This is a genomic window from Alteromonas sp. D210916BOD_24 (assembly GCF_047159385.1).
In the GTDB taxonomy this organism is placed as follows: Bacteria; Pseudomonadota; Gammaproteobacteria; order Enterobacterales; family Alteromonadaceae; genus Alteromonas.
The window spans coordinates 2012327-2038736 of record NZ_AP038333.1; the positions used below are offsets into that span (position 1 = coordinate 2012327).

The 26410-nt window shown below is 42.3% G+C and carries 22 protein-coding genes and 1 pseudogene; 6 read left to right on the forward strand and 17 right to left on the reverse strand.

The window, feature by feature from the left end:
- Positions 1-85: 85 nt before the first annotated feature.
- On the reverse strand, positions 86-778 hold the full coding sequence (locus ACMCM8_RS08730) for an HAD family hydrolase (protein ID WP_412727454.1): 693 nt from the start codon (positions 776-778) through the stop codon (positions 86-88).
- A 3-nt stretch (positions 779-781) separates the two neighbouring features.
- Positions 782-1723 carry a 23S rRNA pseudouridine(955/2504/2580) synthase RluC gene (gene rluC, locus ACMCM8_RS08735; RefSeq protein WP_412727456.1) on the reverse strand — a complete coding sequence of 314 codons (942 nt, stop codon included), beginning with the start codon at positions 1721-1723 and terminating at the stop codon, positions 782-784.
- A gap of 801 nt (positions 1724-2524) precedes the next feature.
- Between rluC and rne the strand changes: the two genes are divergently transcribed.
- The 3 genes and pseudogenes from rne (at position 2525) to ACMCM8_RS08750 (ending at position 8755) form a co-directional block, all read left to right on the forward strand.
- Positions 2525-5857: a ribonuclease E gene (gene rne / locus ACMCM8_RS08740; RefSeq protein ID WP_412727458.1), complete on the forward strand. Its 3333-nt coding sequence runs from the start codon at positions 2525-2527 to the stop codon at positions 5855-5857.
- 99 nt (positions 5858-5956) lie between these two features.
- Positions 5957-7185, forward strand: a pseudogene (locus ACMCM8_RS08745) (IS3 family transposase).
- 337 nt (positions 7186-7522) lie between these two features.
- Complete coding sequence (locus ACMCM8_RS08750) at positions 7523-8755, forward strand: IS110 family transposase (RefSeq protein ID WP_412727460.1); 1233 nt, start codon at positions 7523-7525, stop codon at positions 8753-8755.
- 87 nt (positions 8756-8842) lie between these two features.
- Here the strand turns inward: ACMCM8_RS08750 and ACMCM8_RS08755 are convergent, their stop codons facing one another.
- The 8 genes from ACMCM8_RS08755 to ACMCM8_RS08790 all read right to left on the reverse strand — a co-directional run bounded on the left by ACMCM8_RS08755 (position 8843) and on the right by ACMCM8_RS08790 (position 14989).
- Positions 8843-9457, reverse strand: coding sequence for a LicD family protein (locus ACMCM8_RS08755; RefSeq protein WP_412727462.1), 615 nt, complete (start codon positions 9455-9457; stop codon positions 8843-8845).
- The gene (locus ACMCM8_RS08760; protein ID WP_412727464.1) at positions 9447-10193 is read right to left on the reverse strand and encodes an IspD/TarI family cytidylyltransferase; all 747 of its coding nucleotides are present in this window, start codon (positions 10191-10193) and stop codon (positions 9447-9449) included. Before ACMCM8_RS08760 ends, ACMCM8_RS08755 begins: the two co-directional genes overlap by 11 nt.
- A 15-nt stretch (positions 10194-10208) precedes the next feature.
- Positions 10209-11339, reverse strand: coding sequence for a hypothetical protein (locus tag ACMCM8_RS08765; protein ID WP_412727466.1), 1131 nt, complete (start codon positions 11337-11339; stop codon positions 10209-10211).
- Between the two features lie 166 nt (positions 11340-11505).
- Positions 11506-11919: a hypothetical protein gene (locus ACMCM8_RS08770; protein ID WP_412727468.1), complete on the reverse strand. Its 414-nt coding sequence runs from the start codon at positions 11917-11919 to the stop codon at positions 11506-11508.
- A 125-nt stretch (positions 11920-12044) separates the two neighbouring features.
- Positions 12045-12290: a hypothetical protein gene (locus tag ACMCM8_RS08775; RefSeq protein ID WP_412727470.1), complete on the reverse strand. Its 246-nt coding sequence runs from the start codon at positions 12288-12290 to the stop codon at positions 12045-12047.
- A 221-nt stretch (positions 12291-12511) separates the two neighbouring features.
- Entirely contained in the window at positions 12512-13141 is a 630-nt protein-coding gene (locus tag ACMCM8_RS08780) for a hypothetical protein (RefSeq protein WP_412727472.1), read from the reverse strand.
- A gap of 79 nt (positions 13142-13220) precedes the next feature.
- Positions 13221-14135 (reverse strand): TIR domain-containing protein, encoded by a 915-nt coding sequence (locus ACMCM8_RS08785; protein ID WP_412727474.1) that lies wholly within the window; start codon positions 14133-14135, stop codon positions 13221-13223.
- Between the two features lie 275 nt (positions 14136-14410).
- Complete coding sequence (locus ACMCM8_RS08790; protein WP_412727476.1) at positions 14411-14989, reverse strand: NYN domain-containing protein; 579 nt, start codon at positions 14987-14989, stop codon at positions 14411-14413.
- Positions 14990-15290: 301 nt separating this feature from the next.
- Between ACMCM8_RS08790 and ACMCM8_RS08795 the strand changes: the two genes are divergently transcribed.
- Complete coding sequence (locus ACMCM8_RS08795) at positions 15291-15470, forward strand: hypothetical protein (protein ID WP_412727478.1); 180 nt, start codon at positions 15291-15293, stop codon at positions 15468-15470.
- Here ACMCM8_RS08795 and ACMCM8_RS08800 read toward each other — a convergent pair.
- From ACMCM8_RS08800 to ACMCM8_RS08820, 5 genes are all read right to left on the reverse strand, one after another.
- On the reverse strand, positions 15467-16300 hold the full coding sequence (locus ACMCM8_RS08800; RefSeq protein ID WP_412727480.1) for a hypothetical protein: 834 nt from the start codon (positions 16298-16300) through the stop codon (positions 15467-15469). The genes ACMCM8_RS08795 and ACMCM8_RS08800 overlap by 4 nt on opposite strands.
- Positions 16301-16852: 552 nt before the next feature.
- Complete coding sequence (locus ACMCM8_RS08805; protein ID WP_412727482.1) at positions 16853-17506, reverse strand: hypothetical protein; 654 nt, start codon at positions 17504-17506, stop codon at positions 16853-16855.
- Between the two features lie 138 nt (positions 17507-17644).
- Entirely contained in the window at positions 17645-17884 is a 240-nt protein-coding gene (locus tag ACMCM8_RS08810; RefSeq protein WP_412727484.1) for a hypothetical protein, read from the reverse strand.
- A 94-nt stretch (positions 17885-17978) separates the two neighbouring features.
- The gene (locus tag ACMCM8_RS08815) at positions 17979-19010 is read right to left on the reverse strand and encodes a hypothetical protein (protein ID WP_412727486.1); all 1032 of its coding nucleotides are present in this window, start codon (positions 19008-19010) and stop codon (positions 17979-17981) included.
- Between the two features lie 460 nt (positions 19011-19470).
- Positions 19471-20637: an alpha/beta hydrolase gene (locus tag ACMCM8_RS08820; RefSeq protein ID WP_412727488.1), complete on the reverse strand. Its 1167-nt coding sequence runs from the start codon at positions 20635-20637 to the stop codon at positions 19471-19473.
- A gap of 303 nt (positions 20638-20940) precedes the next feature.
- On the opposite strand from ACMCM8_RS08820, the gene ACMCM8_RS08825 reads away from it, so the two are divergent.
- Entirely contained in the window at positions 20941-22338 is a 1398-nt protein-coding gene (locus ACMCM8_RS08825; protein ID WP_412727490.1) for a M20/M25/M40 family metallo-hydrolase, read from the forward strand.
- Between the two features lie 42 nt (positions 22339-22380).
- Here ACMCM8_RS08825 and ACMCM8_RS08830 read toward each other — a convergent pair whose 3' ends face one another.
- On the reverse strand, positions 22381-24276 hold the full coding sequence (locus ACMCM8_RS08830; protein WP_412727492.1) for a S9 family peptidase: 1896 nt from the start codon (positions 24274-24276) through the stop codon (positions 22381-22383).
- Between the two features lie 362 nt (positions 24277-24638).
- A complete protein-coding gene (locus ACMCM8_RS08835; protein ID WP_412727494.1) occupies positions 24639-25088 on the reverse strand; it encodes a hypothetical protein in 450 nt (149 codons plus the stop codon).
- 224 nt (positions 25089-25312) lie between these two features.
- Between ACMCM8_RS08835 and ACMCM8_RS08840 the strand changes: the two genes are divergently transcribed.
- A complete protein-coding gene (locus ACMCM8_RS08840; protein WP_412727496.1) occupies positions 25313-26410 on the forward strand; it encodes an efflux RND transporter periplasmic adaptor subunit in 1098 nt (365 codons plus the stop codon).

A 26410-nucleotide genomic window follows, 5' to 3' on the forward strand; every position in this document is an offset into this window, starting at 1 on the left:
ATAAATTGCGCCATTTACTTATATAGCGTGTGAAAATGGGCTCACATTGGCAACTTCAGGCGCAATGAATTAAACCAACAACGTACTAAGCCAACAGCGCCGTTTCTAATTCAGCAATAGAATGCACAATAGTTTTGGGGTGTAATGCCTCTAAATGCACCTGAGCGTGCACGCCGTATGACACCCCTATTCTGTCCATACCGATGGCCTTCGCCATTTGCATATCATACGTGGTGTCGCCAATCATCACGGCGTCACCGGCACTCACACCTAACTCTGCTAGCAACTGTAGTAACATGTCAGGAGAAGGCTTCGATTCAGCTTCATCGGCAGTACGCGAGGCACTGAAGAATTGCCCTGTATTGGTCTGTTTCCACGCTCTATCTAAACCACGCCTTGCTTTGCCGGTGGCTACCGCCAGTGTGCACCCCATTTCAGTTAAATTCGCTAACATCGCTTCCACCCCATCAAACAAGGGGCAAGGCGTAGTATCTTTGGCAAGAAAAGCTTCTTTATACGCCAACACCAATCGCTCAGCTAAGCCCTCATCACTTATGCCAAACAACTGCTTAATGGCCGGCTTTAAGCTGATGCCAATGATATGCCCTACCTCATCGGCACTGGGAATAGGCATATCACAATGGGCAGCGGCAGTTTGCATACAATTGATAATTTTTGCAGCGGAATCCATCAAGGTGCCATCCCAGTCAAAAATTACTACTTTATAACGGGGCTTCGCCAACGTAGTTGGCGCAGTTAAATCTTGTTGTAATGTCATCTTTTAAAGGGCGTTTAACGTTGCGTTTAAGTTATCGTCCAGGGGAGCGGTAAAAGTTATGCGCTCTTCGGTGGCGGGATGAAGCAATGAAATGCTTTTTGCATGCAAAAACAGGCGATTTAACCCTTTCGCGCGCATTAACGCATCAAATTCGCTGTCACCGTATTTAGGGTCACAGGCGATAGGGTGACCGGCATGGAGGCAGTGAACCCGAATTTGGTGAGTACGACCTGTGATAGGCGATGCTTCTACAAGCGTGGCTCCCGGGTAATTCGCCAATATGCGGTAGCGGGTTTCAGACGGCTTACCGTCGTCACTGACGCTGACCATGCGTTCCCCTGACTGCAATATATTCTTGCGCAATGGAGCCTTAACTTTGAAGCGATTTTGCGGCCACTGGCCAGCTACCAACGCGTGATAACGCTTATCCATCTTCCCTGTACGCAGTTGCTCGTGCATATGCCGCAACGCAGAGCGCTTCTTGGCAATGAGAATACAGCCTGAGGTATCGCGATCCAGCCGATGCACCAGTTCCATAAATTTAGCATCAGGCCTAAGTGCGCGCAGCCCTTCAATTAAACCAAAACTTAAACCACTGCCACCGTGTACCGCCATTCCCGACGGTTTATTAATGACTAACAGACGATCATCTTCAAATAAAATATGCGATTCTAACGTGGCTATCTTTTCCAGCTTTGGCGAAGGTGCAGGCGCCCCTTCCGACACGCGAACAGGTGGAATTCTAATGAGATCGTCGGCTTGTAGTTTGTATTCTGGCTTAACGCGGCCTTTGTTCACTCGCACTTCGCCTTTGCGCAAAATGCGGTAAATCATGCTTTTAGGCACACCTTTTAACTGGGTGCGTAAAAAGTTGTCTATGCGCTGGCCTGCTAAATCAGCCTCGATCGTAACAAAACGTACTTTTTGGGGAGCTTCTTCTTTCATAAGGGCATTATACCCTATTGGGTTGTACGCCACATACTGAAAGTTTAATTTTACGAAAAATTGTATGTTTAGCGCTTTTTTTAAACAAAGAAGGCGTTTTCTTCCACAAGACACCGAATAGTTGACAAATATTAATGCGCTTTTCTTGCTAAAATGCGCATTTTGGTGCGATAATTACCGATGTTTTTTGCACGGTTAAATTCACGTAATGAAAATAAGGCAAAAGCAGGCGCAGAGTCCTCTTGCCTTAACAGTGAAACGCAGCGTTTTAAAAACAACAATAACAAGACCGAAACAGCAGCACTCTCTGACAAAGTGTGTTGTTTTAACTTGTAAACGAAAAAGTATGGTTCGAACGTCGGTGGCATCAGCAATGAAACACTACTTTCATACCGACCCCGCTAGAGAGGCAACGACTACACTGCCGTAATAAAGCGAAACCATGCTTGCGAACATAAAATAAGTTTGCCGTTTAGCTAACAGAATTAAATGACAATCAAGTGATGTCAAAGACGTCACTTGAATATGAAGAATTGAGTAATAAGGGTATTGTCGCTCCCGACATCCTTTGAATATTGTGGCCATAACACGCCGACGAATTGTCAAAATGTTGTAGACAATTCAGTGTGGTGTGTTTTGTAAAAATGCGTGAAAACTCACGTCTGTATAAGGCTACCCTTTCAAGGATAATGCGGCGTTACAACAAGGTCCCCGTCCAGCCGGGAGGTTGCGCGGTGAGGGTTTGCACATGTCACTTTAATTTTGTGTCTTAACGGCTGTACGAAAACAGAGTTAGATACAATGAAAAGAATGTTAATTAATGCAACTCAACAAGAAGAGTTGCGTGTTGCCCTAGTTGATGGGCAACGGTTGTACGATTTAGATATTGAAAGTCCTGGACACGAACAAAAGAAAGCCAATATCTACAAAGGAAAAATTACCCGCGTAGAGCCTAGCCTTGAAGCTGCTTTTGTCGACTACGGCGCAGAGCGCCATGGATTCCTACCCCTTAAAGAAATTGCCCGCACCTACTTCCCCAAAGGTTATAAGTTTGAAGGCCGCCCTAACATCAAAGATGTGATCAAAGAAGGCCAGGAAGTTATTGTTCAAATTGATAAAGAAGAGCGCGGACAGAAAGGCGCTGCCCTCACCACATTTTTGTCTCTTGCGGGCAGCTATTTAGTACTTATGCCAAACAACCCACGTGCAGGCGGTATTTCACGCCGTATCGAGGGTGATGAGCGCACCGAATTAAAAGAATCACTAAGCAAACTTGACCTGCCTGATGGCATGGGTCTGATTGTCCGTACTGCAGGTGTTGGCAAGTCATACGAAGAGTTGGAGTGGGACTTAAAAGTACTACTGACTCATTGGGAAGCCATTTCCGGCGTGGCAGAAGAGCGTGAAGCGCCCTTCCTTATCCATCAGGAAAGTAACGTTATTGTACGTGCCATCCGCGATTATCTACGCCGTGACATTGGTGAAATTCTTATTGATAAAACCAGTATTTACGAACAGGCACTGCAACATATTCAATTGGTACGCCCAGATTTCGCTAGCCGCGTTAAGTTATATCGCGGCGAAGTGCCTTTGTTTAGTCACTATCAAATTGAAAGCCAAATTGAGTCAGCATTCCAGCGTGAAGTACGCTTACCGTCAGGTGGCTCTATTGTTATCGATCCTACAGAAGCATTAACGTCTATCGATATCAACTCTGCTCGCGCGACAAAAGGCGGCGATATTGAAGAAACCGCGCTTAACACTAACTTAGAAGCGGCAGACGAAATTGCACGTCAACTTCGCCTACGTGACCTTGGTGGCTTGGTTGTTATCGACTTTATCGATATGACCCCTGTACGTCATCAGCGCGAGGTAGAAAACCGCATGAAAGACGCAGTACGCAGCGATCGCGCACGTGTTCAGCTGGGTAGAATTTCTCGTTTTGGCCTACTTGAAATGTCACGTCAGCGTCTTCGCCCGTCTTTGGGTGAGTCAGCGCATCACGTGTGCCCACGTTGTTCTGGTCACGGTACAATTCGCGGCACAGAGTCTCTGGCGTTATCTATTCTTCGCATTCTTGAAGAAGAAAGCATTAAAGAAAACACCGGGCAAATTGAGGCACAGTTACCTGTACCTGTCGCCACCTATTTGCTTAACGAAAAGCGCAAGTCAATTCAGCTACTAGAAAAGCGCCACGGGGTAGATTTACTACTTATTCCTAACGCCAATTTAGAAACTCCTCATTATCAGGTACTGCGTCGTCGTCCAGACGATATGGTCTCTGAAGCAAGCTATGACGTTGAATTAATGCCAGCGGTAGAAGCTGAAACAGAAACCACAACGTCAGCACCGGTAAAACGTGAAGAGCCAGCCTTAAAAGGTTTGGTTGCGCCAACAGCTGCGCCAGTAGTTGCGCCTAAGCAAGAAAAGCCGAAAGCCGATGATGTACCTTCACTTTTCGCCCGTATCGGCAAGTGGATCAGCGACTTATTTGCCAGCGAAGATGATGCGCAGAGTAGCCAGGACAAGAAGTCGTCGGCCAATAAGGGTAAACATCCGCGTAACCGCAATAACGACGATCGCCGTCGCAAGCCACGCAATAAGAACAATCGTCGTAGCAATACATCTCAAAATCGCGATCAAAACAAAGATGGCGAGCAAGTAGATAATCGCAAACCGCGTAATGATCAACGCGCTGAGCAAGACGATAAGCGTAATAATAAAGGCCGTAAGCCACGTAAATCACCACAGTCACGTGATGATCAGCAAAAGGCCAAGCCAGAGCGTCAAGAAGGCGAGCAGCAGGAAACGCAGGCACAGAAGAAGCGTGAAGTCGCAGAGCGCAGAAAGCGTCGTGATAAGCGCCGCAGTGTGCGAGTGAAGAAAGACGACAATGCACAAAATGATGCAGTATTAACAACACAGTCTGAACAGGATGTAGCATCGGCGTCTACGGCAACTCAAGAGCCTAAAGCGAAGCCGCAAAAAGAAGTAAGAAACGACAAGCAAGCTAGCCAGTCACAAGACAAGCCCGTTGCTGACAAGTCAGAGTCTGCCAATGACGATGGTAAAGTAGCCGAGAAGCAAGAAGTTAGCAACCACACTGCCGATCAGGCGCTAGAGTCTGTCGAGTCGTTAGATTCGAATGACACAGCGAATGAAGAAAACGGTCAGAAACGCGAAGGCCGTGGCCGTTCACGTCGTTCACCTCGCCATGTACGCGCAGCGGGACAACGTCGCAAGAAAGAAGCACAGCAAAGTGATGACACTACCGGTGATGATGCTGGGGTGGCAAATGTTGATAACGCAGAAACACAAGTTGAACAACCTGGTACAGTGATGCCACAAGAAGCAACAAGTGTTACTGCTGAAGCACAAGGCACATCTGAAACACCAGCTGTAGAAGAGACTCAGGCTAATGAACCAGGTCTACTAGAAACGCAAACGTCTGCGCCGGAAGCGAAAGCAAAGACGGAAGTGGTACAGGACCAACTTCAGTTTGATGTAGAGCCTTCAGCGAGTGAAGAGCCCTCAGCGGACGAAGAGCCTTCAGCGAGTGAAAAGCCTTCAGCGGTTGAAGACGCACCTGCGGTTGAAAGCGCACCTGTAAAAGCCGTTTCAGACGAAGAGTCTACCGAAGAACAGACCTCATCTGATGACTCTACGACTTCGGGCGACCAAGCGACTTCGACAAAAGCTAAGGCGCCTAAAGCAGCAAAGCCAAAAGCTAAAAAAGTGTCAGACTCGCCAGAGCAAGTTGAAATTAACTTGTCTGAAGCCGACGCTGTAGAAGCCGACGCTATAGAAAAGACTGCAGCACCACAACGTGCAGCTGAAACTGACATTGCTGAAGCGTCTAGCAAAGCAAGTAAAGCGTCGAAAACGACTACTAGCCTGCCCACTGGGCGCCTAGCTGCAAGTGGTCAAGGCCAGCGTCGTGCATCACACCCAATGGCAATGCCAGCTACGGTAAATGATGCATTTGTAGACGTAGCACTTACCGCAAAAGCTGACGATACGCGCCCTACCCTTAAAGTTTCGGGTAAATCGGCTGTAATGTCACAAGTGGCAGCACGAGCATCGGCGCCAATGACACTACCGGCAAGTGTTGAAAGAACTGCAACTGACGCATAACACTGCGCCATAATGCACTTTTGAAAGCCGCTTTTTGAAGCGGCTTTTTTATTGCTTGTGTCCCATCCTGAAATACGTTGACATAAAGAGGACTTCTTTATGACAACATCAAGTAAATCAAATCGTAAGCGCACTCAGCGTGATTACACATTGGCCTTTAAATTAGGTGTAGTGTCTCGTGTTGAAAAAGGCGAATTCACATACAAACAAGCGCAAAAGCATTTCGGTATCCAAGGTCGAAGTACGGTTTTTGTCTGGCTACGAAAGCATGGTAGATTGGACTGGTCGAAACCTTTTCAACATACCCTTATGCCAAGTTCAAAAGAAACGCCAGCCGAGAAGATTAAGCGCTTAGAGAGAGAGTTGGCCGACGAGAAACTCCGTAATCAAATCCTCAACGGCATGGTTGATATCATGGACAAGGAATATGGAGCAGGCCTGAGAAAAAAGTACTTATCCGATACGTCTGGCAAGCCAAAACAAAAAGACAAATAAATTTAGCCGCCGCGTGTCGCGTTTCGGGAATATCCAGACAAAGTGTGTATCAGGCTGTGTCACGTATGGAATCACGTAGAGCTGAATTATCAATCATCAGAGAATGGGTGCAATATTAGCGTGAGTTTATGCCGCGACTGGGCACTCGTAAGCTCTATAAATTGATAAAGCCTCAGTTGATTAAGCAGGATATCAAACTTGGGCGAGATGGATTTTTTACGTATTTACGCAGTGAGGGGTTACTGGTTAAGCCTAGGAAAAGTTATGTGAAAACTACCTTCAGTAAGCATTGGATGAAAAAGTACCCCAACCTATTGAAAGAAGAGGGATTACATCATGCAGGACATGTGTTGGTGAGTGATATTACTTATGTGGAGTCTGACCAAGGAGTACATTATCTGTCACTGGTTACAGATGCTGGGTCACGTAAGATAGTGGGTCATCATCTTAGCTCGGATATGAAATCAGAAAACGTTGTGAAGGCCTTAAAAATGGCGCTAAGGGATAAACGCTATATCAATAATGCAGTCCATCATTCTGACCGTGGATTGCAATATTGCTCAGCGATCTATCAACGCGCACTAAGCTCAAACCACATTCAGCCTTCAATGACAGATGGGTATGATTGTTACCAAAATGCGTTAGCTGAACGAATAAACGGAATATTAAAACAAGAGTTTTTACTTTATCGTTGTAAGACAATGGAGGAGCTAGAGATACTCATCAGAGAATCGATAGCGATATATAACGAAATAAGACCGCATCTAAGTTTGGATATGAGAACACCAAACCAGGTGCACAATAGAAAAGGCCAGCTAATGGAGCTGGCCTAAAAAAACCGTCAACCTATTTTAGGACGGGTCATTGTATGAAAGTAAATGTCAGGTAGGTGTTAACCATAAGCGTAATTGGCTTGCAGAGTTTTGGCGGTCTGCTTCAGACAATCTATAGTCACTCGCATCCTATAAACGATAATTTAGTTTTTAGGATATGTGCTCGGTTCATACGAATCTTAGACAACAACATTCGATGTTTACCGCTTTTTTTTCGATGTTCTGAGTGCGCTCAGTCTTAAACGAATACTCAGGGGTTGTATCTAGAATAGCCGCTATATTTTCTTCGAAAGACTGAGCTGACATATCCAACACGTTAACTGTTGGGAGAGTAACTATGTCTAGAACAAATGATTTCAGCGTTCTTATTGGATTAGATTGGGCTTCATCCAAGCATGATGTTTGTATCCAGTATGCAGATGGTACAAGGGAGTTAGCCGTTGTAAAACATTCAGCTGAAGCTATCGAACAGTGGATTACGAAGCTGCATCAACAGCATCCAGGGCAAATTGCGATTGCGCTTGAGCTGTCAAAGGGGCCAATCGTCTATGCCTTGCAAAAGTATCCTTTTGTCACCTTATTCCCAATTAACCCGACGATGCTGTGCCGATATCGTAGAGCGTTATCACCAAGTGGGGCCAAGGATGATCCAACTGACGCGTCAATCGCACTTGAATTGTTAGTTCGCTATCCAGATAAAATCACACCGCTTAAAATGGCTGACGATAAAATCAGAAAATTAGCCTTTTTGGTCGAGGAACGTCGCCGATTAGTGGATGAAAAGAAACGATATGTAAATCGGCTTATCAATGCGCTCAAGCAATATTACCCGCAACCTCTTGAGTGGTTCACGCACAGAGATTCGCAGTTATTCGTCGAATTCATTACGCGATGGCCGTCGCTGGATAAACTTAAACGCGCAAAAGCCGACACAATCTCTCGCTTCCTAACCTCTCGCGGTAGTTTTGCCAAATTAGTATCACCTCGTTTAGAGGCGATAAAAAGTGCGACACCGTTGACGTACGATAGTGTTGTCATCGAATCGAACAAACTGCTTGCGATAACACTGGCTAATCAGATGCTTCCCATTATCACGGCGATTAAGATATTCGAGCAAGAAATAGAAGCCATCTACCACGACATGCCAGACGCCTCATTGTATGAATCTTTACCTGGTGTTGGAAAGTGCCTGGGCCCGAGATTATTGGTTGCATTTGGAGAAGACAGAAACCTATTTGGAAGCGCTCAAGAAGTACAAAAATATGCAGGCATTGCGCCTGTAACTGAACGCAGCGGAAAAACCGCTTGGGTACACTGGCGATGGGGTTGCTCGATATTTATTCGTCAAACGTTTACCGAATGGTCGGCAAAATCCGTTCTATACTCCTATTGGGCGCAGCTTTACTATGAGCAGCAAAAGAAAAAGGGAAACTCTCATCATCAAGCAGTGCGCTCACTGGCATTCAAATGGATAAGAATTTTATACCGCTGTTGGAAAACTAATACTCCGTACAATGAAACGCAGTATTTGAAGGTTTTAAAGGAAAGGAATTCGCCTTTGCTTGGATAAAAATGGTTGACGAGTGGCTCAGGGCATTAAGCGGACATCCAGCTTCTAGATTTTTAACTCCGATTTTTTACTTGGTCTGAGAATCATTTATGGCTTATCCACCCACTTTTTCAACAATGGATCGTAAGTCGCATTTGGGTTTATGGAGCCATATAATTCCTTTAAATAGGCTTTTGGCTGGTGAGGGATATTTAACATGACATCTCGAAAACGCATTTTCGATTTAGGCTCAATCAAGCTTTTATCAATCGCTTGCCCTGTATTTGTCACTATGTACTCATTATCAAAAGGCCAAGGTAGTTGTATTTGCAAGTCAACCGTTACATGGTGAAAATCAGTTCCTTGATAAAAAGGGTTGGTTCGTGTGTAACTGCCATATTCAGGTAAATACACTTCGATAGTATGGGCAAATGAAGTAACACAACGACAACATACGTGAGGTAATTCCTTAGCAATCCGTTGGCATATTTCATTGAGGCTTTGTGATCCAAGATAACCTTGTGGCTGAATTGCAATATCAAAATCGTCATCGTGCGGTAAAAAAACACCATCCCTAATTACGCCGAGTAACGTGCCTGAATCAACCATCCAGTTGATGTTTAACTTGTTCAAAGCATCGATAACTTTGATCGCAAGTTGCCATCTGTGTTCACCAAATCGTGTATTACTAGAATCAAAGCCAGCTTGATTATCAGCTTCCATTTGTTTGCCCTTGAGCGTCGCGAATTAAGCATAGTGCTTTTATTAATTCAATATCATGAGGGTAAGTTATTTTAGGTGACAGTTCGTTGGTTACCAGCAAACTCACAGGCTGATTCGTGTACTTTTGCACTAAGCTACAGTCGCAAGTCGCATTATGGTCTTGTTGCTTATTCGCTAAATGATGAGCATGGGTTAAAAGGTTACACCTGAACGCTTGTGGCGTTAATCCACGCCAAAGTTGACGCCTGTCTGCTATTCCCAACATTAGCTGACCATCTGAACTCGAAACCATAGTATCAACGCTCGGCGATACTAAGTTCACCGCTCCATAATCAAATGCTTTTTCAACAAGTTGCAGGATAACTTCTTGGCTAACAAACGGACGTGCTCCATCGTGGATAAGCACAATGGCATTAGGATCATCAATTAACTTAATCCCGTTATATGTTGATTGTTGACGTGTTTTTCCGCCATTTACAATATCCATTGGCTTTTTAGAATATTGATACACTTGTACTTGATTAACTTCATGCTGGCAAAGGTCATGATAAGCGTTGTGGCAAACAATAATGATGTTATCTACAACATCAGATCGGCGGAAGCTGGTTAAGATCATTGATAATGCAGAGCAATTATTATCATCTAGCGGTAAAAATTGTTTAGGGACGGAGTCCCCAAAACGGCTCCCCTGCCCGCCTGCTAGAATGACAGCATAAACCTTGGCTTTACGGTACAAGATACCTCCCCCAAATTAATGAGTGCGAATAAAGTGCTGTTGAGAAATGAGTTCTGTTGTCATAGCTATTAACTGAGGAATAACCACAAAGTCCTCATTATCTACGGTTTGTAAATAAGCTTCAGTGACTTTACGGTGAAAATCACTATAAAACTCAAATAAGGTTGCTTTGTTAAAGCGCGTGCATGAATCTTTCACTAACTGAGGATGCGAAGAGATACGTACCATGGTTTCAATAACAAAAGCTTCAATGTCTTGTTCTGAAAACGGCAATCTTTCTTGTTTTACTTTTTCAGCAAACATAATCCAAATATCAAGCGTTAACGATAAAAACAGCGGTGTAAATCGCTTATCTTTCGTAAATAGATCAACCCGTTGACCAATGTAACGATAATAATGTGCCAGTAATGCCGTACTTAAATGTAGTGCGTTTACTACCCATTTCTTACGTTTAACATAAGGGGTTATATCGTCTACAACGGTAAACATTTCATTATACTGAGGATTAAGTTGGGTCAAAATATCGGTAAATTCTGGATCGTCCTCAATGATCCAATCTATGTAATACTCGCACTTTACTATTAGGTTATTGTTGCTAATGCTGGGTTTATTGCAAATTCGGTCAACAACACAGTCAATTGGAATAATCAATTGATCCATCATGCCTTGTTCAAGGGCACTACCTAGTTTTCCACGAACTAATTTATGTAGATCTTTTGAAGAAACAGCATTTTCAGCCGCAATTAAAAAAACCTTTGTGGTAATTTTACTAGCAAGACGTTCACGAACTAAAGCAACCAGCGTATCTAACAAGGCATCGATGCCGGTATTCTTTAAAGCCGAAGTGAGTAACACAGTGTTTGGATCTAAAAAATACTGACGCATCGCCACCGATGGCTCGTTATTTTTGAGAAAAAAGAAATGGTCAAACGCTATATCTTGTTTGTTACTCGATTTACCCGCAGTGGCATTTGGCAGGCGAGTTTCTTGCAGGGTAAAGCTAAGATTTTTATCTAACACATCATAAAAAGATTTGCCCGGCCTGTTAGCAATAGCCAATTCAAAACCGACAAACTTACTGATAAAACCCACTAAACCTAAACCGAGAGCGCCTGCACCAATATGCAAGTGTTTATAATTTTCCATTAAACCACTATTTCCTTATCTATACAGCACATTGATTGATTCAGGTAAACAAATCACCTAAACGCTTTATCATTGCACATTATTTAATCAGAAAAAAGGTATTTAATTTTAGAAAATTAGCAAAAGAAGGGTCACAGCATGTTATGAGTTTTTTATAGGGTATTGCCTAAAAATCACTCATTGTTGCATTGTCATTTAGGTACAAATCTTTATTTTCTTGAATTTCACTAAAAGCTGCTTTTAAGGTAGGATTTTTATTGATAATAGCCAGCAATCGGCCAGACTCAACTTTGCCAAACTCATGGCTAAACAAGGCGAAACGTTCTAATGTTTCGTTATCAATATCGTGCTGATCAATGTACTGTTCTTTATTCGCTAACACCTGTTTAGCTTTATCAACATAAGAGCCTGATTGTAACTCACTAAGAGAAGACTCAAGGCTTTTCGCAGCAAAACCAGCATTAGGCAGGCTATTGTCAAAATGAAGTTGAACTTTCACTTTAGGATGGTTACTCTTCAATAACTTATATGAAGGCACAGATCGTAAACTTTTTTCACCAAGCCCGGTAATTGGACGCATAAAAAACAACCAAAAATTAATAAACAGCAAGCAATCTACAGTATAAGTCAGGATATCGCAATAGCAAGCTGACGCAAAACCAGCAATAAGCGCACAAAAAAGTAACAGCTTATAATATCTCTTATTTATGGAATGCTATGGATATCAAAATAGCTTTTAGCTAGCTCAACAAATGCCTTTCTGAGAAATCCATGCTCAAGCCGACCACACTTTAGAAATTCTGCAAACTCTCTGTCGACATGATGTGGTAACGTCTTTCCTTGATGGGTAAGGTACTCCAGAAAACCTGAATAATATTGCTCAACCAATTGGTATAGCAATGTTTGCTTTGGCCGATGTCGTTTATAGGTATGCGTGTGAGCGGCTAACAATGGTGTCCTTGCCAAGGATTGGTAGCTCAGTGTGCAGATGGTTTTGCTGTTAGTCTACTGTCCTTTGAGATGAAAATTCATTGCTCCAAGGTCCGCTTTACGTACACAGTTAACCTACAACCAGCTTTGGCTGGCATCAAAAGACAAGGAACGGACATTCAATGCATCAAACAATGGCTTGGTGAAGTTGGGGCTTTATTGGAACAATAAAGGTGACAGCTTTACCAGCAATCACTTTGCATATCATTTCTGTAGCCCTGATATTCTGAAATTGCACTTGCTGACCCCTCCAGAATTATAGACATTGTTCCAACCACTTCAGCTAGATTGCGCAAGTTTACCCTTGGAACATCTAATTTTAATGAGTTGTTACTTTCGAAATCTTTAGGGTATCTGAAGGTTGTCGATCGGGGATCAACTTCTTCAAATTGTTCAATTAATGAATCCATTGCCTTAAGGTCTTCACCTTCGTCATTTGGCCAAAGTTCATCTAGTATGCTTCGCACTTTTGGCCACAATTTCGATAGCTGATGTTCTGACTTTTGCTTATGCTCTCTATCTAACAGCCGACTCCCATCATGAAGCAATGATTTGAGCCTAATTTCAACATAATGCCGATACAAAAAAACAATCGGAAAAATTAGGGAATCAGCACTTCCTTTTCGGTTGGCAATAGAATTTACGAGTGAGTCAGCGGCTTCTTTATACCCGACGATATACAACTCGGTTGGATCGTGATACCAGTTCAAACATGCATTCATCCACCAATCTTCTGCCTCAACAAATAGTTTATCATTTAAACTAGGGCTTCTTATTTTTCCATTCAAGAGGTCATCTTCTTCCTTCGACACAATTGCCTCCTAACGCTCGCATTGGCGACTTGTTTGGAGCGCAGCGGAAAACAAGTCCGGCAACATGCGCTTGTTAAATTTATACATGATAACCAGCGCTCCTCATTTCAACTTTTAATTGCTCTTGCCAGCTGCCGGTAGTGTCCATGCTAACGTATAAAACACCGCTAATATCATTAGGTGTTTCAACATCCCCCTTAACAAGGGCTGTAACCCTAGGGCGGCCTAGCTTGCCAATTAGATACCCATGTTCAAATACTACATTTTGACGAGCTCTAAACTTTCCAGATAAAGCGCCAACTTTTGACCCCACATCACAGGGTGTATATAGAACAACTCCAAACCCTACATTTGAGTAGTGTTCAATTTTCTCAATGATTGTCATTCCTGAGCTAGCTTGCTTGTGTAGGATTATTGGTTGTAAACCTAAACTAGTTATAAATTTCTCTACATCAAGCTTTGCAATTTCATCGTGCCCATGAACAATGAAGACTTGCGAGTTATTAAAACCTCCTCCCAATCCTTGAACAGGAGGAATGACTGGTGGTTCTGGCGATCTTATTTGTTGAGCAGCTTCAACTTGCTGCTGTGTTATATATCCATGACGAACTAATATGTCGAATATTGGTTCATCTTTTACTGCCCAATGTGTTCTAGATAACTCCCAATCACCTAAGTCAATATCTACACGCATTGCCTCAATTGCACCAATTGGCAGGGCGGGTAATATCTGGTCAAATTCATAATCCAATACTACAGATTTATTTCTTACCCTTATATTTGTAATGTAGCCAACTCTTGATTCAGTAGCTTCATTTTCTGTGACAAACAAGGTTGGGAATGATTTTAATTCTTCAATCTCATTTTCATCAAAGAACTTGTAACGCTCGCTTATCTCATCAGCAGTGTATTCAACAACAGCACGACTTTTGTCGCATTCATATGGAGATAAGTTCCAGGTTTCAGGGTTATAGGAAATCAATAAATTGAACAAACTTACTCTCCATGTTTATTAGTCTATTTAAATCCAACAACTTATTACTGAGACTTCATAGTAACACTCGTTTCCACTGAAAAACCATGTTGCGCGTGCACATGGGCGAGCTAAATGTCTGCTTCACGTACGATGCTGCCTAACAGTAATCACTGAAAGGCATCAAAAGACAAATTAAGCGGACGTTAAATTTTGAATAGCGGACGAAGGCATGTGAAGCACAATAGAGAAACTGCCCCGCGTGTATGCAACTTAGCGAGCGGGTTTATTAGTTTTTAGGTAGGGTCTTCGATCTCTTCTTCAAAGAATTCATCGTCTATGAGCCATAAATCATCGACATTGTGATTTATTCCACTATTTAATCCGCTAGACAAGGCAAATACTTGTACCATTTTTCCTCTTGACATTATTTCACGTAGTAAAGGAATGTAGTCGCCATCACCAGTCAATAAGACAATTTGTTCAATTGAACTCCCGTATGCGTACCTTAAAGCATCAATAGTAAGATTAATATCGACACTTTTTGTAGTGGCTTTTTTGCTATTTTTTTTAAAAACATAAGGAACTAATGTTCCATACCAATCCCTTTTATCCATCAACTTACATTCGTATTCAGTATTTGATATAAATTCTTTGGTTTCTCTTAACTTAACATCATCACCAACTACAGTAGTGTAATATGCGACTCTTACTACATCTTTTTCGCCTGCTGAAGCAACTAACTTTGGATGCCATACAAAAGTATCTTCTACATGAATCACACCATCGATAGGTTTATATCCATCTTTTAACATTTGCTGATATCGAAGAACTAAATTCTCCCCATCAACTAATACTATTGATCTGTATTGCATCAACTTTCCTTGTGTTACCTAACAAGTTAATAGTGCACAAATTGCGCGTATTTCCCCGAGTTTGTGCTCGTTTCTATCCATAGTGCCATCATTCTGAACTTACTGAAAGTCAAAGAATACAAAGGTTACACATAATTTTAGCTAATTATGTTTAGGACAAAAACGCGCGATTGGGTCGATTTCCTGAATATAGAGAAAAGGTGGCTGCAACTGTATATCCAGATTGTCATCCAACTATCAACAATGATAATACTTTGACCAGCTATGTTACTTAAAGCAGAAGGTTGTTATCAGTCATGAAATGTCAGAAATTCGAGCATTAACGCCATCAAGTAATCAATGCGCCAATGTCCACTTCACGTACTTTTTTGCCCTACAGCCTGCTATTACCGGCTCAAATAGAGAAGGACCGGACGATCAACGCCGCGCCCTGGGCAAACCGGAGCGCAGCGTAGGTTTGTCCCTAGCAGCGCTTTGTTAGCTGCTTACATGGTTATTTATCACTTTATCTAATTCAGTTTCTAGTAGTGAATACATGACCTTTAAGTTATTCAGCCACTCGTGAACCTGTTCGTCACTAGGAATATTCTTTGTTGTAATAGTTTGTATGGACTCATACTTTCTAAGCTTTTCGTTCCATTTTTTCCTAGTTTCCTTGAACTCTCTGTAATACTTTTTACTTATCGCAGTGTCCATACCATTTAAAGAGGAACGAATTTCTTGAGCATTATTTTCTATGGAAGCATCGTATAGCATTGAACGCTGAATGCCTGCTCGTATTTTCTCAGAGTCCTCTTTAGCTTGTCTAACTACCGCAGCCCAATTAGCCTCTGTACGATTATTGAGAAATGATTCCATGGCAGGGAAAAGTAATTCATCTTTCCTGTAAAGGGATGTCCTGATGTCAGCAAGTACATTTTTATATTCTGTTGTTGACTTTGCTTTTAAGTTTGGTAGCCCAAAACTCATTTTCTCTAAAAGAACATCAAATCTTGAAAGCTTTTGCGAGTCTGTCATCTCTGATTCATTTATGACTTCGCAATTCAGAAATAACAGTCTCTCCCATATATACAACTGGTTTGCGTCTGGATACTCTTTCAACGTCTCCCTCCTTACGAGACTATATGCTCCATCTATATCAACCTCTAAACCGACAATTTTTGACATTGCTCCTTTTATCTTTCCATCAATAGAGCCTTTAGTATCCAAATCAATATCTTGCCCGCCTTTAGGCTCTAAAGGAACACAGTTTATTGCATAGAGATTCATGGAAAATATGAGCGCGATAAGAATAGAAATATGTCTGAGCATTTTAATCTCCCTATTACTCCATTTTGTCAGCTAACATTTCAATGAAGCGGACCCTAAGAACCGCTTATCATTATTTATGTAGCACGCTTAAAATAACCTACGGAATAATACAAACTAACCAAAAATAAACTAACTAAATACGCAAATGCAACACGTGAATAGAGATTATCCTGAACACAATATAATTGCTGACGTGAATTAATTATTTGAGAGCAGTCGACATTTGTTGATACCGAATAAGCTAAAAATAAAACTGAAGCCAGCAAAGATAGGATACAAAAGACGACAATTAAAAAACGAATTTGGGTAGCTAGCCAATAGATAAAGCAAGCCCCAGCGACAATTGGAACAGAATCAGCTACAGCAGGCCTAGGGTATTGATAAAAAGATATGCAGCCTATAACGAATAGCATACCTGCAAACCCAATCCATGTACCTAAGAATTCGAAGTCTCGATCACCATGAAAGCTTTTGAGGTTTAGTTTTACTTTGTATCTTTGCATGATTCTTTGCCACAAAACGCCTCAATAACCGGCGCAGTTAATTGACTTGTTAAGCGCCTTGCAGTATCGCACTGATTTTATTCCAGTTGCTTATTGCTAACGAAATGCATGTAGACAAAATAATACTAATTACAGCCCACTTTACCGTAGCCTTTACACCTGAACGGCCTTCTTCCTGGACAGGCCGAATTATATTCTTATATATATCTTCGTAGTTCGATGACACAGCATTAACACTTTGAAAATGATGCCTGATTTCTTTAAGTGGTTTCTCTATAGGCTTTAAAAGTTCATTGCCACCAATATGGGCGGCAACCTCGTCAAGCTTTGCCTGCGTGTCAGAGATCGTTTTTGATAATAACTTTGGATTGAATGTTAGAATTTCTGAAATTCGACTTTCTAGAGCGTTATGTTCTTCGTTTACGGATTCGATGAGGCCTGCCAAATATTCATGTGTATGAGATGACACGCCAGCCATGATAATTGGTTTAAAACCATCCTCACCTATTTCCTCATAGTGAAGAACTCCGGCCTCATTAAGCTTATAGAGCAAGCTGTCAATCCAATTTCCATTCCAAACTATCTTTCCAAGGTCTTCGCCTATATTAGTTTTGTCAAAATTGACTTTACCTTTTTCATCGGCATGCCTTATAAATGCCAACAAAAGCTTTATTTCCTGAAATTTTGATATGTTCTCGTCCATAGACACTCGGTAATGATTGATTGCGCTTAACACTAAGCTAAGGGGCAAAAGCACAGTGTGAAAATAGCGAAGCCGCAATGTGTTTTTGTCCCAGCGACCCGCGCAGCGGGTTGCGACTTAAGCGTTTTGTTATATGCCCTACACAAGCAAGACAACAATAGCAAAGAATAATAATACATAACCTGCTTTTTGAAAGCGTGGCATTTTAAAATAAAAGCCACAAAGTAAGCACCAAACACCCCATAATGTTGTGCCGATTGATGTACCCGGATCTGGACCATAATCAATAATTGCCAGAAAGTAGGTAAGTAAACCAGCAATAATGAATGATGGGATAAGGAACGCTATTGCGATTAATACTTTTTTGAGTTTATCCATAAGTTGAATTCTCCTTGGGCATATAACGCCGCGCTCTGCGGTAAATTTGGAGCGCAGCGGAAAAATTGTCCAACAGCAGCGCCATGTTAAATCTTTACTGACCGACAATCTTTCCATATGTATCAATAAAGTCAGACTTCTTATAATAGATGACACTACTGCCATATAAGAAATGGCCAAGAGTATTTGTAAGTTGCCTTGAGTTAAATGCCAATTGAGCCATCTCATCCAACCCCTTTTTCACCTGTTTTTCAGATGATTCCCCAGAAAAGGCATCTATTACTACGAGCCATATACCTTTCTCTTTAGGATGCCTAACGTGAAATATGTCGTTAACCCATATAGGCTCATTCTTGTAGTTTACGTGCCCAGAAGCCAGATATGCCTTTTTAAAATTACCCTTTAATTCTTTCGCTGACTTTTCTGACTTAGCATGACCAATTACTATGATCCACTCATTAAAGACATCCGACTCACTTTTGCTTGGTACAGATTTTTCTTGCTGCACGATGGCTGAGAGTTTGGTAAATATTTTTGAATATGAATCGGACAGCCCAGCGAAAGCGGGTATTAATATGAATATGGCTACGAGGGGGAAGGTAAGCACTTTCCTTTTGCCTTTAGTGGCAAACCTCCATAGCTTTAATACCTCATCTTCCCATGGCCTAGTGCTTTGCTCTTGAGTATTCAACAAATCAACCAAATAAGCATTTAGATTATTTTCGAAGCGAAGTTTGATTTTTGAGTTTTCAGCCTCCACATCAGGACGTATTCTTTCATATAGCTCTGGCTTTTGAACAAAGGCGGTTATGGCGCTCAGCCTATCATTTGCTAATGGAAGAATTGACGATATACCCTCATCTATTTCTTGGTTTAGGCTTTCTTCCAAAATTGGTGAGGCTTTTAAGGGAAGAGACTTCAGGTGTTCTAGAATATCTGAATAATACGAATCAACAAGGCTATTTATTTCCTCCATAACCCTTTTGATCGTAGCCCCAGATCTCAAAAGCCCCTTGGCAGAATGCTCTGCTTTCATTCTTTCGATATTTTCATCAAGGTTATCAATCAGCTCAATTTTGAGAACATCGATTCTTCCTTGAATATTCTTAATTAAACTCTGGTCCATGTAATTTCTCTCGAGAGATTTAACAATTTAATATGGCTCTATTTGCGCGTTTTTCTGCCAACACATCGCTTACTTTTATATTTTCACTATTATTACCAAACTAGCTATCATATTGCTACATATAGGAAAGCTGGCGATCTGGATAAAATGCTAAAGAGAAAAACAAACGATTGGGTCGTTTTCCTGAATATTGGAGCGACGCAGCTCATCTAGATAAATAATTAGCTTCGCAATACGCTTATGTCGTTGCCCACTCGTTTTGCCACTCAAATGCAATAAGCCAACGGCAGCTTCACGTATGATGCAGTCTGTCTTCGAACCACCTTAGCTGTTCAGCTTAATACATACAGCGGGCTGTTAGGTTAGTATCACAGAATATCTGGCATGAGCCAAAATCGGACCTTTTCACATTTCTAGCTGAAACCAACCTCAGGCCTTTAGAGGAATTACATCGATAAAATTATAAAGCCTCAAGAAAATTAATAATTGAAGATTTTAACTCTTCGTTATCTTGAGCTATTAGCTTCAAAGCATTTTGTCCGTATTTTTTTGCGAGCGTCATTTCTTCACGTTGCCTGTAACCTTTGGCTAAATTAAAATTAACCCACGCAGAGTCTGGGTATAATGCAGCGTTATATTCTAATAGCTTTATACCTTTCTCTGGAGAGTGAACCCCATTGGTCATATAGTCGGCAGCGTAATTGATTGGCTCCATGCGTGGTTTAACTTCATGGTAAAGGTCGGTTGATAGCTTTTCATAGTGTTCAGAAATTGCTTCGGGCCCTCTCTCCATTACATTAAAAGGTAAAACCCAGTTTCTATAAAGTTCGTTAGTTGCATTTACCAAACCGGAAATATTTGTCGCAGCATGAGGAAGGTTTTTTAATATTTCACTTTTCACTCTTAATCCTGGAACACTATTTTCTTTGAAAAAGGTTTGTAACCTTAAAAAAGAAGTGCTCATTGTATTTCTTGATTCATAATCACTTTTTATTATTTCATCCCCTAAATTCATATATATGAATTTCTCAAAAGACTTTCGTGATGAAAGATAAGTAATTATTTTTTCCACTGTTTTATTATCCCCCCAGTGAAGGGATGGGCTGAAAGCATAGTGTGCTGTAAATAACTCAGGCCGAGCTTGAACGGTATATAACGAAAATAAACCACCCAGGGAGTGACCTTCCAAAATTCTAAATTCAGAAGTCTGATAATTCGAGTCTACAAAAGGAATAAGTTCCTTTTCAATGTAGTCTAAGAAAGCATCAGCTTTACCGCTGGGTACATTGGCAGTTGCGTGTGGGCTAGGAGTATAATCTCTGATGCGATTTTCATTATCAATGGTGACAACAATAGTTTCAGGAATTAGCCAGTCACCATAAAAGCGAGCGATGACCGCGCTAACCATTTGTTTATAATACTTGCCGTCCAAAGCATATATTACAGGGTATCTGTGATCAGAATTTTCTCCATACTTCTCAGGAAGGTAAACACTTATTTTTTGTTCTTCATTGAGTATTTTTGAATTTAGCACATGCTCTTCTAAAGTATGCTGTTGCGCTAATATCGAACTTGAACAGTAAAATAATAACAATAAACCAAAAAAGAAATTCCCTATTAAATTCATGATTCCCTATCATTTTCGAGTTAATTTACCGCCACAATATATAAATGTACCTATTAATATTCAAGCTTACAGGTGCTTTAGCAATAATATTGAATATTAATAAGCTCGTTGGCACGCCCTTTGTTTGGCAATACAACATCGAATTCAAAGCGCCATAAAGCTGTTACTACACTGAAACCCCCTTCTGACTCTATTCCTTTATGGCATGAAATGAATTATTACTTGCTCTTATGTATGATAAATTCTGTTACCTATCAGGTAAGTAACCTTGCCGAATGTGTTCCGCAGATAATAAGGATAATAATGAAGCACTATAAGAATTTGCTTGCTGTCGCCCTTGCCACAGTCAGTATTAATGCGACCGCTGCAACCAATAACACCGTACCATTTCAAGACAAAGCATTAGAGTTACTGCGCACGTCTGTTGCCATGCGCACCGCGCCGGGATTCGGTAAAGTACCAGAAATGGCAAACTGGTTAGCAAACGAATTTAAAGCTGGCGGCTTTGATGAGCAAGACATCCATATTATTCCCGTGGAAGACACCGTCGCTCTCGTGGTGCGCTACCGTGGTGATCCAATTTCTGGCAAAAAACCAATTTTATTGTCTGCTCATATGGACGTTGTCGACGCCCTACCGGAAGACTGGGAGCGTGACCCGTTCACGTTAATTGAAGAAAATGGCTATTTTTATGGCCGTGGCACCTCTGACGATAAATTTCCAATTTCCGTCATGAGCGCCACATTATTGCGTTTAAAAGCCGAAGGTTATGTGCCAAATCGCGACATCATTCTCGCCCTAACTGGCGACGAAGAAACCTTAATGCTAACTACTCAAGCTCTGGTCGAGAAACACCGTCATCTGATTGATGCGGAATTTGCCATTGTAGCCGACGGCGGCGGTGGTCAGCTCGACGAAGCAGGTAATCCGGTATCTTTCATGATCGACAGCGCAGAAAAAACCTACGCTTCGTTTGAAGTTAAAGCGGTTAATCCCGGTGGCCACAGCTCTTTGCCTCGCAGCGACAATGCCATTAAAGACTTAATGAGCGCGCTGCAAAACATTTTTAATTATGAGTTTCCAGTGGCTCACAGCAGCATTACCCGCAGTTATTTTGAACAAATAGCCCCCATGATAGGTGGCGAGCTTGGTACTGCTATGAAGCAATTTGCCGAAGATCCAAATGATAAAAAAGCCTTAGCGGTATTGCGTTCGTACCCTGAATACGTTGGCAGTACAGGCACCACTTGTATTCCTACAATGCTGCGCGCAGGACATGCTGATAATGCCCTTCCTCAGTCAGCAGTGGCAACCGTGAACTGTCGTATATTCCCAGGCGAAGGCATAGCAAAAACCTTAGCCACACTTAAGAAAGTCGCGGCTAACGACAAACTTGAATGGCGTATTTACGACGGTCAGAAAGAAAGTGACGCATCACCAATTCGGGAAGATGTGTTTGGTGCGGTGAGCAAAAGCATTCATTCGGTGTATCCGCTACTGCCAATCATTCCGCATATGGCATCTGGCGCATCTGATGCGATGCACTTTCGCTCTGCAGGGATCCCCAGTTATACCTTTACGGGTATTTTCATGAAAGCATCTGACGAATACGCGCATGGCTTAAATGAACGTGTGCCGGTGGCAGCCCTGCCATTTGCAATGAATATGTGGTACTCAATTCTAACCGATTTAACTCAGTAATATTCAGGCCTCGGACCTGCGCTGCAGGTCCGACATTCCCCTCTAGTTTGAAACCTTTAAATACTTTCCATACCAATCTAAATTCTGTTGCATGCGATGTGTTAAGTAGGACGGCACACCAATACCATGATGCTGCTCTGGATAAATCACATAACGCGTATCAACGCGCAGCGACTTTAACGCTTGATACATTTGCGCAGCCCCTAAACACGGCACATTAAAATCTAGCTCGCTGCATTGAAATAAGGTTGGGGTTTTAATTCTATCGGCGTGCAAATATGGATAACTGACCCGCTCATAGGCATCTTTATTGTGCCAAGGCGTACCTAGCTCTAACTCATATTCAATGGGATATTGATCGTAACCGTAAGTGCCCAACATATTGCTGGTACCTGCACCACTCACCGCAGCTTTAAAACGATTGTCACTGGCAATAACGTAATTGGTTAAAATGCTGCCATAACTCCAACCGCCTATGGCCAAGCGATTGGGATCGGCTAGGCCTTGTTCAACCACGTAGTTCATCGCCGTTAATAAGTCGTCTTTGTCGACAGAGCCCCAGTTGGCATAAATAGCTTTCGCATAATCAAAACCCCGTCCCGATGAGCCACGCGGATTAACGGCCACCACGACATACCCCCTCGCTGCATAGAGCTGCCAATCCCACATAAATTCGTGAGAAAACTGATATACCGGTCCGCCATGTACCCGCAGAATCGTCGGGTAGCGTTTTTTCGCATCGTAATTATGCGGTTTAACGATAAGGCCATGAATGTCAGTGCCATCTTTTGCGGTGAAGCTAAAGTCTTCTGATTTAACCAACTGCCGCTCGGCTAAAAAGCCATTGTGATCCACCAGCAAGTTAACCGTCGGCTTAACCATATAGAGGGCAAAGGGTTGGACATCGGTGCTTTGTAATACTACCACCTCACCTTGTGATGACACACTGTAATTGAAGCCGTAAACATCGCCTTTGGTGAGTTGTACAATGCGACCGGTATACATATCGATGTTAACCAGGTAGGTGTTTCGACTCTCTTCTAACAGAGCGTACAGGCTACCATCGGATGCAAATCTCGGTTTGTAAAAACTGCGATCGATGTGCGCCGGATACCATTCATGGCCCGTTTCAATATCGGTAACCACAATTTGGTTCGGATGGTAATACATCCATTTTTGCTCGCCCGAACGCAAATACGCTATTTTTGTGGAATCAGGAGACCACGCCGGACGAGACTCCCAATACAGATCGCTGTCGGGACCATCGAAATGAGACACTTGCTTTATCTCTCGGCTCGCCAAATTCATCAGGTAAATATCAGAATTAATATGACGGTCGGTATCCGGTGGCGTTTTTGAAACAAAGGCTAGCCATTTACCATCGGGAGACGGCGACGGCTGGTGAACATCGTGCTCAAACGTGGCAAGGTGGTTTACGCTACCGTCTTTCGCATCAACCACATACAATTGTTGAGCCGTGGTAATGTACCCTCTTTCATCGTCTTTATAGTGAAACCGATCAATTTCGATTGGCAACGGATTCGGCCCTTGTTTAGCCAAAGTCGCTTCGCCAACGATGACGAAAGATTGGCTATCGGCCAGCCAAACCAAATCGGAAATTGTGCCTTGCCACGCCGTTAACTGCTTGGCATTTTTGCCATTTGCGTCAGCAACAAAAATTTGTACGTCTTCGGTTTTTGTTGCATCACTCAACCACGCCAATTGATTACCATCGGGACTCCAAACCGGATTAAATTCCGATTTATCAGCGGTATGGGTGACCTCCGTTACCTTACCGTTTTTGTCAGTTAGCATGATGTCCGTTTGGTATTGGTCGGTTTCGGCATTTGCTTGAGTTAAGGTATATACAATTCGTTCGCCATCGACCGAGAACGTCGGCGAGCCCACGTCTTTAATGTTATACAAATCGCTTAACATGAATGGCGACAATGGCTGTTGTGGTTGTGCAGTGATATTAGAGGAACTCAGCCCAAGGCAAGTGATAATTATGATGCGCGCAAGTTTATAGCTCATGATTTTAAATAATTTTTTTTAAGTGTCCGTCCGACTATAATTGCATTTTACTAAATTACCTACAGCTAATTTTAGCCAACAGGGACATGATGGGTTATCGATGTTGAAGGACAGAAAGCCTCAAATGTTGATGACTATCAAATGAGTGAAGAACAAAGCACATCTACAGAACTGATGCTCTTGCGTAATCATGATAACAAAAAAAGGGGCGTCGTTTATTCCACAGCGTAATGCGGTGAATATATCGGGCTCGCCCCATGCGTTATCTAAATTTTAAACCCTCTATTACCGTATCGTTTGGCAAAGCGCTCAAGACTGAGACCGTTGCACGCTACTGAATCAACGTTTCCATTAAAAAGATCTTTTTTAACTTTTTCATACTCTTCGTTTGATTTTGCAGCGGCAATGCAAAGTTGAGTTTCACGACTACTCACTGTCTCTTCAAACGTGTAAACGACAACTGGCGTGCCCGATGTATCATCTCGATATTCTTTTGCAAATTCCTTTAACGTCATGCCATTACAAGTAAAGGACTCGAGTTCTTGACTAGAGAACCCAAATTCCTTTGCTTTTGCATCTACGTGTTCATCAGAAGTCGCTGCAGCAATACACATGGCGGTTAAATTAGAGTTATCTCCGCTTACTAGGTCAACAGCGTAAGCATTGAACACACTTACGAATAATAACGCAGCAATTACTTTAGAAGTATTCTTCATAGGTTTTCCCAATAGTTAGATTTATATTATTTTTTGTCGCTAAAACAAGCGACTGTAATAAAATTTAGTCGCTATTGGGCATAAGGCAAATTTCTTATACAAGCCTTGTTATAAATCAATTAATTGTCATTCCTGTTTAAAGACTGAAGTAAACGATGCTACAGTATCTTACTTTTCCCATAATTGTATGCTTACCGTTATATTCCAGCAGCTGAGGATACCCTATGAAATTCCATTTTCCATCTCAGTTTCACTTTGCGGCTACGCTGTTAGTCTTTTTTCTATTGACTGGCTGCTCCGAAAGTTCCCGACCTCTGACGCCTGGAATAACTGCAAGTATTGGCGAACTCAAGACCGTTCTGGCCAGTAAACAAATCGTCACAGAAGAATTAAGTCTTGATGGGACTGTCGAGGCCGTCAATCGCGCAACCGTGTCTGCGCAAACCGCCGGGCGGGTTACCGAACTACCCTATGATGTCGGTGACTATATTGCTAAGGGCGATGTCATTGCCAAAATAACTGCCAACGAACAAAATGCCGGTGTGAAAGCTGCTGAAGCTCAGTTAAAAGAAGCCAATGCTGTTTTTGCAGAAGCAGACGCTCAGTTAAAGCGAATGAAAAATGTGTATGAACAAGGCGTTGTGTCCAAATCACAATATGATCAGGCGCTCGCTGCACAACAAAGCGCGGCGGCGCGAGTCGAGTCGGCCAAAGCAGCCTTAGCGGATGCCCGTCAAAGGCTGGAATATACTACCGTTGTAGCCCCATACAGTGGTGTGATGGTTAGTAGATTAATTGATGTTGGCGCAACGGTAACCGTTGGTACCCCATTACTTGAGGGCGTTTCATTAAACGATTTACGTGTACGGGTAGATATCCCTCAACAATACATACTGCCAATCCGGCAACAGGAGCAAGCACGAGTCATCCTCGACAATGGCAACACTATTCAGGCTGAGCAATTACGTATTTCTCCCAGTGCTAATCCACAAACACAAAGCTTCAACACCTTAGTGGAATTGCCAAACGATCAGCAAGAAAGTGCGTTGTATCCGGGCACGCTGGTAAAAGTGGCTTTTGCATTGGGTGACACAACACACATTACCGTTCCTGATAGTGCCATTGCCCGTCGGGGTGAAGTCAATGGCGTATATGTTATCAAAGAGAATAGTTTGCGGTTTCAGTATGTTCGTTTAGGTCGTTCATTGACAAATGGTAATACGGTTGTGTTATCCGGTGTCCTGGACGGCGATACTGTTGCTGCCGACGTTATTGCAGCCGCCGCAAGCTACAAAAAGCAACATTTCGTTAAACAGGGGTAG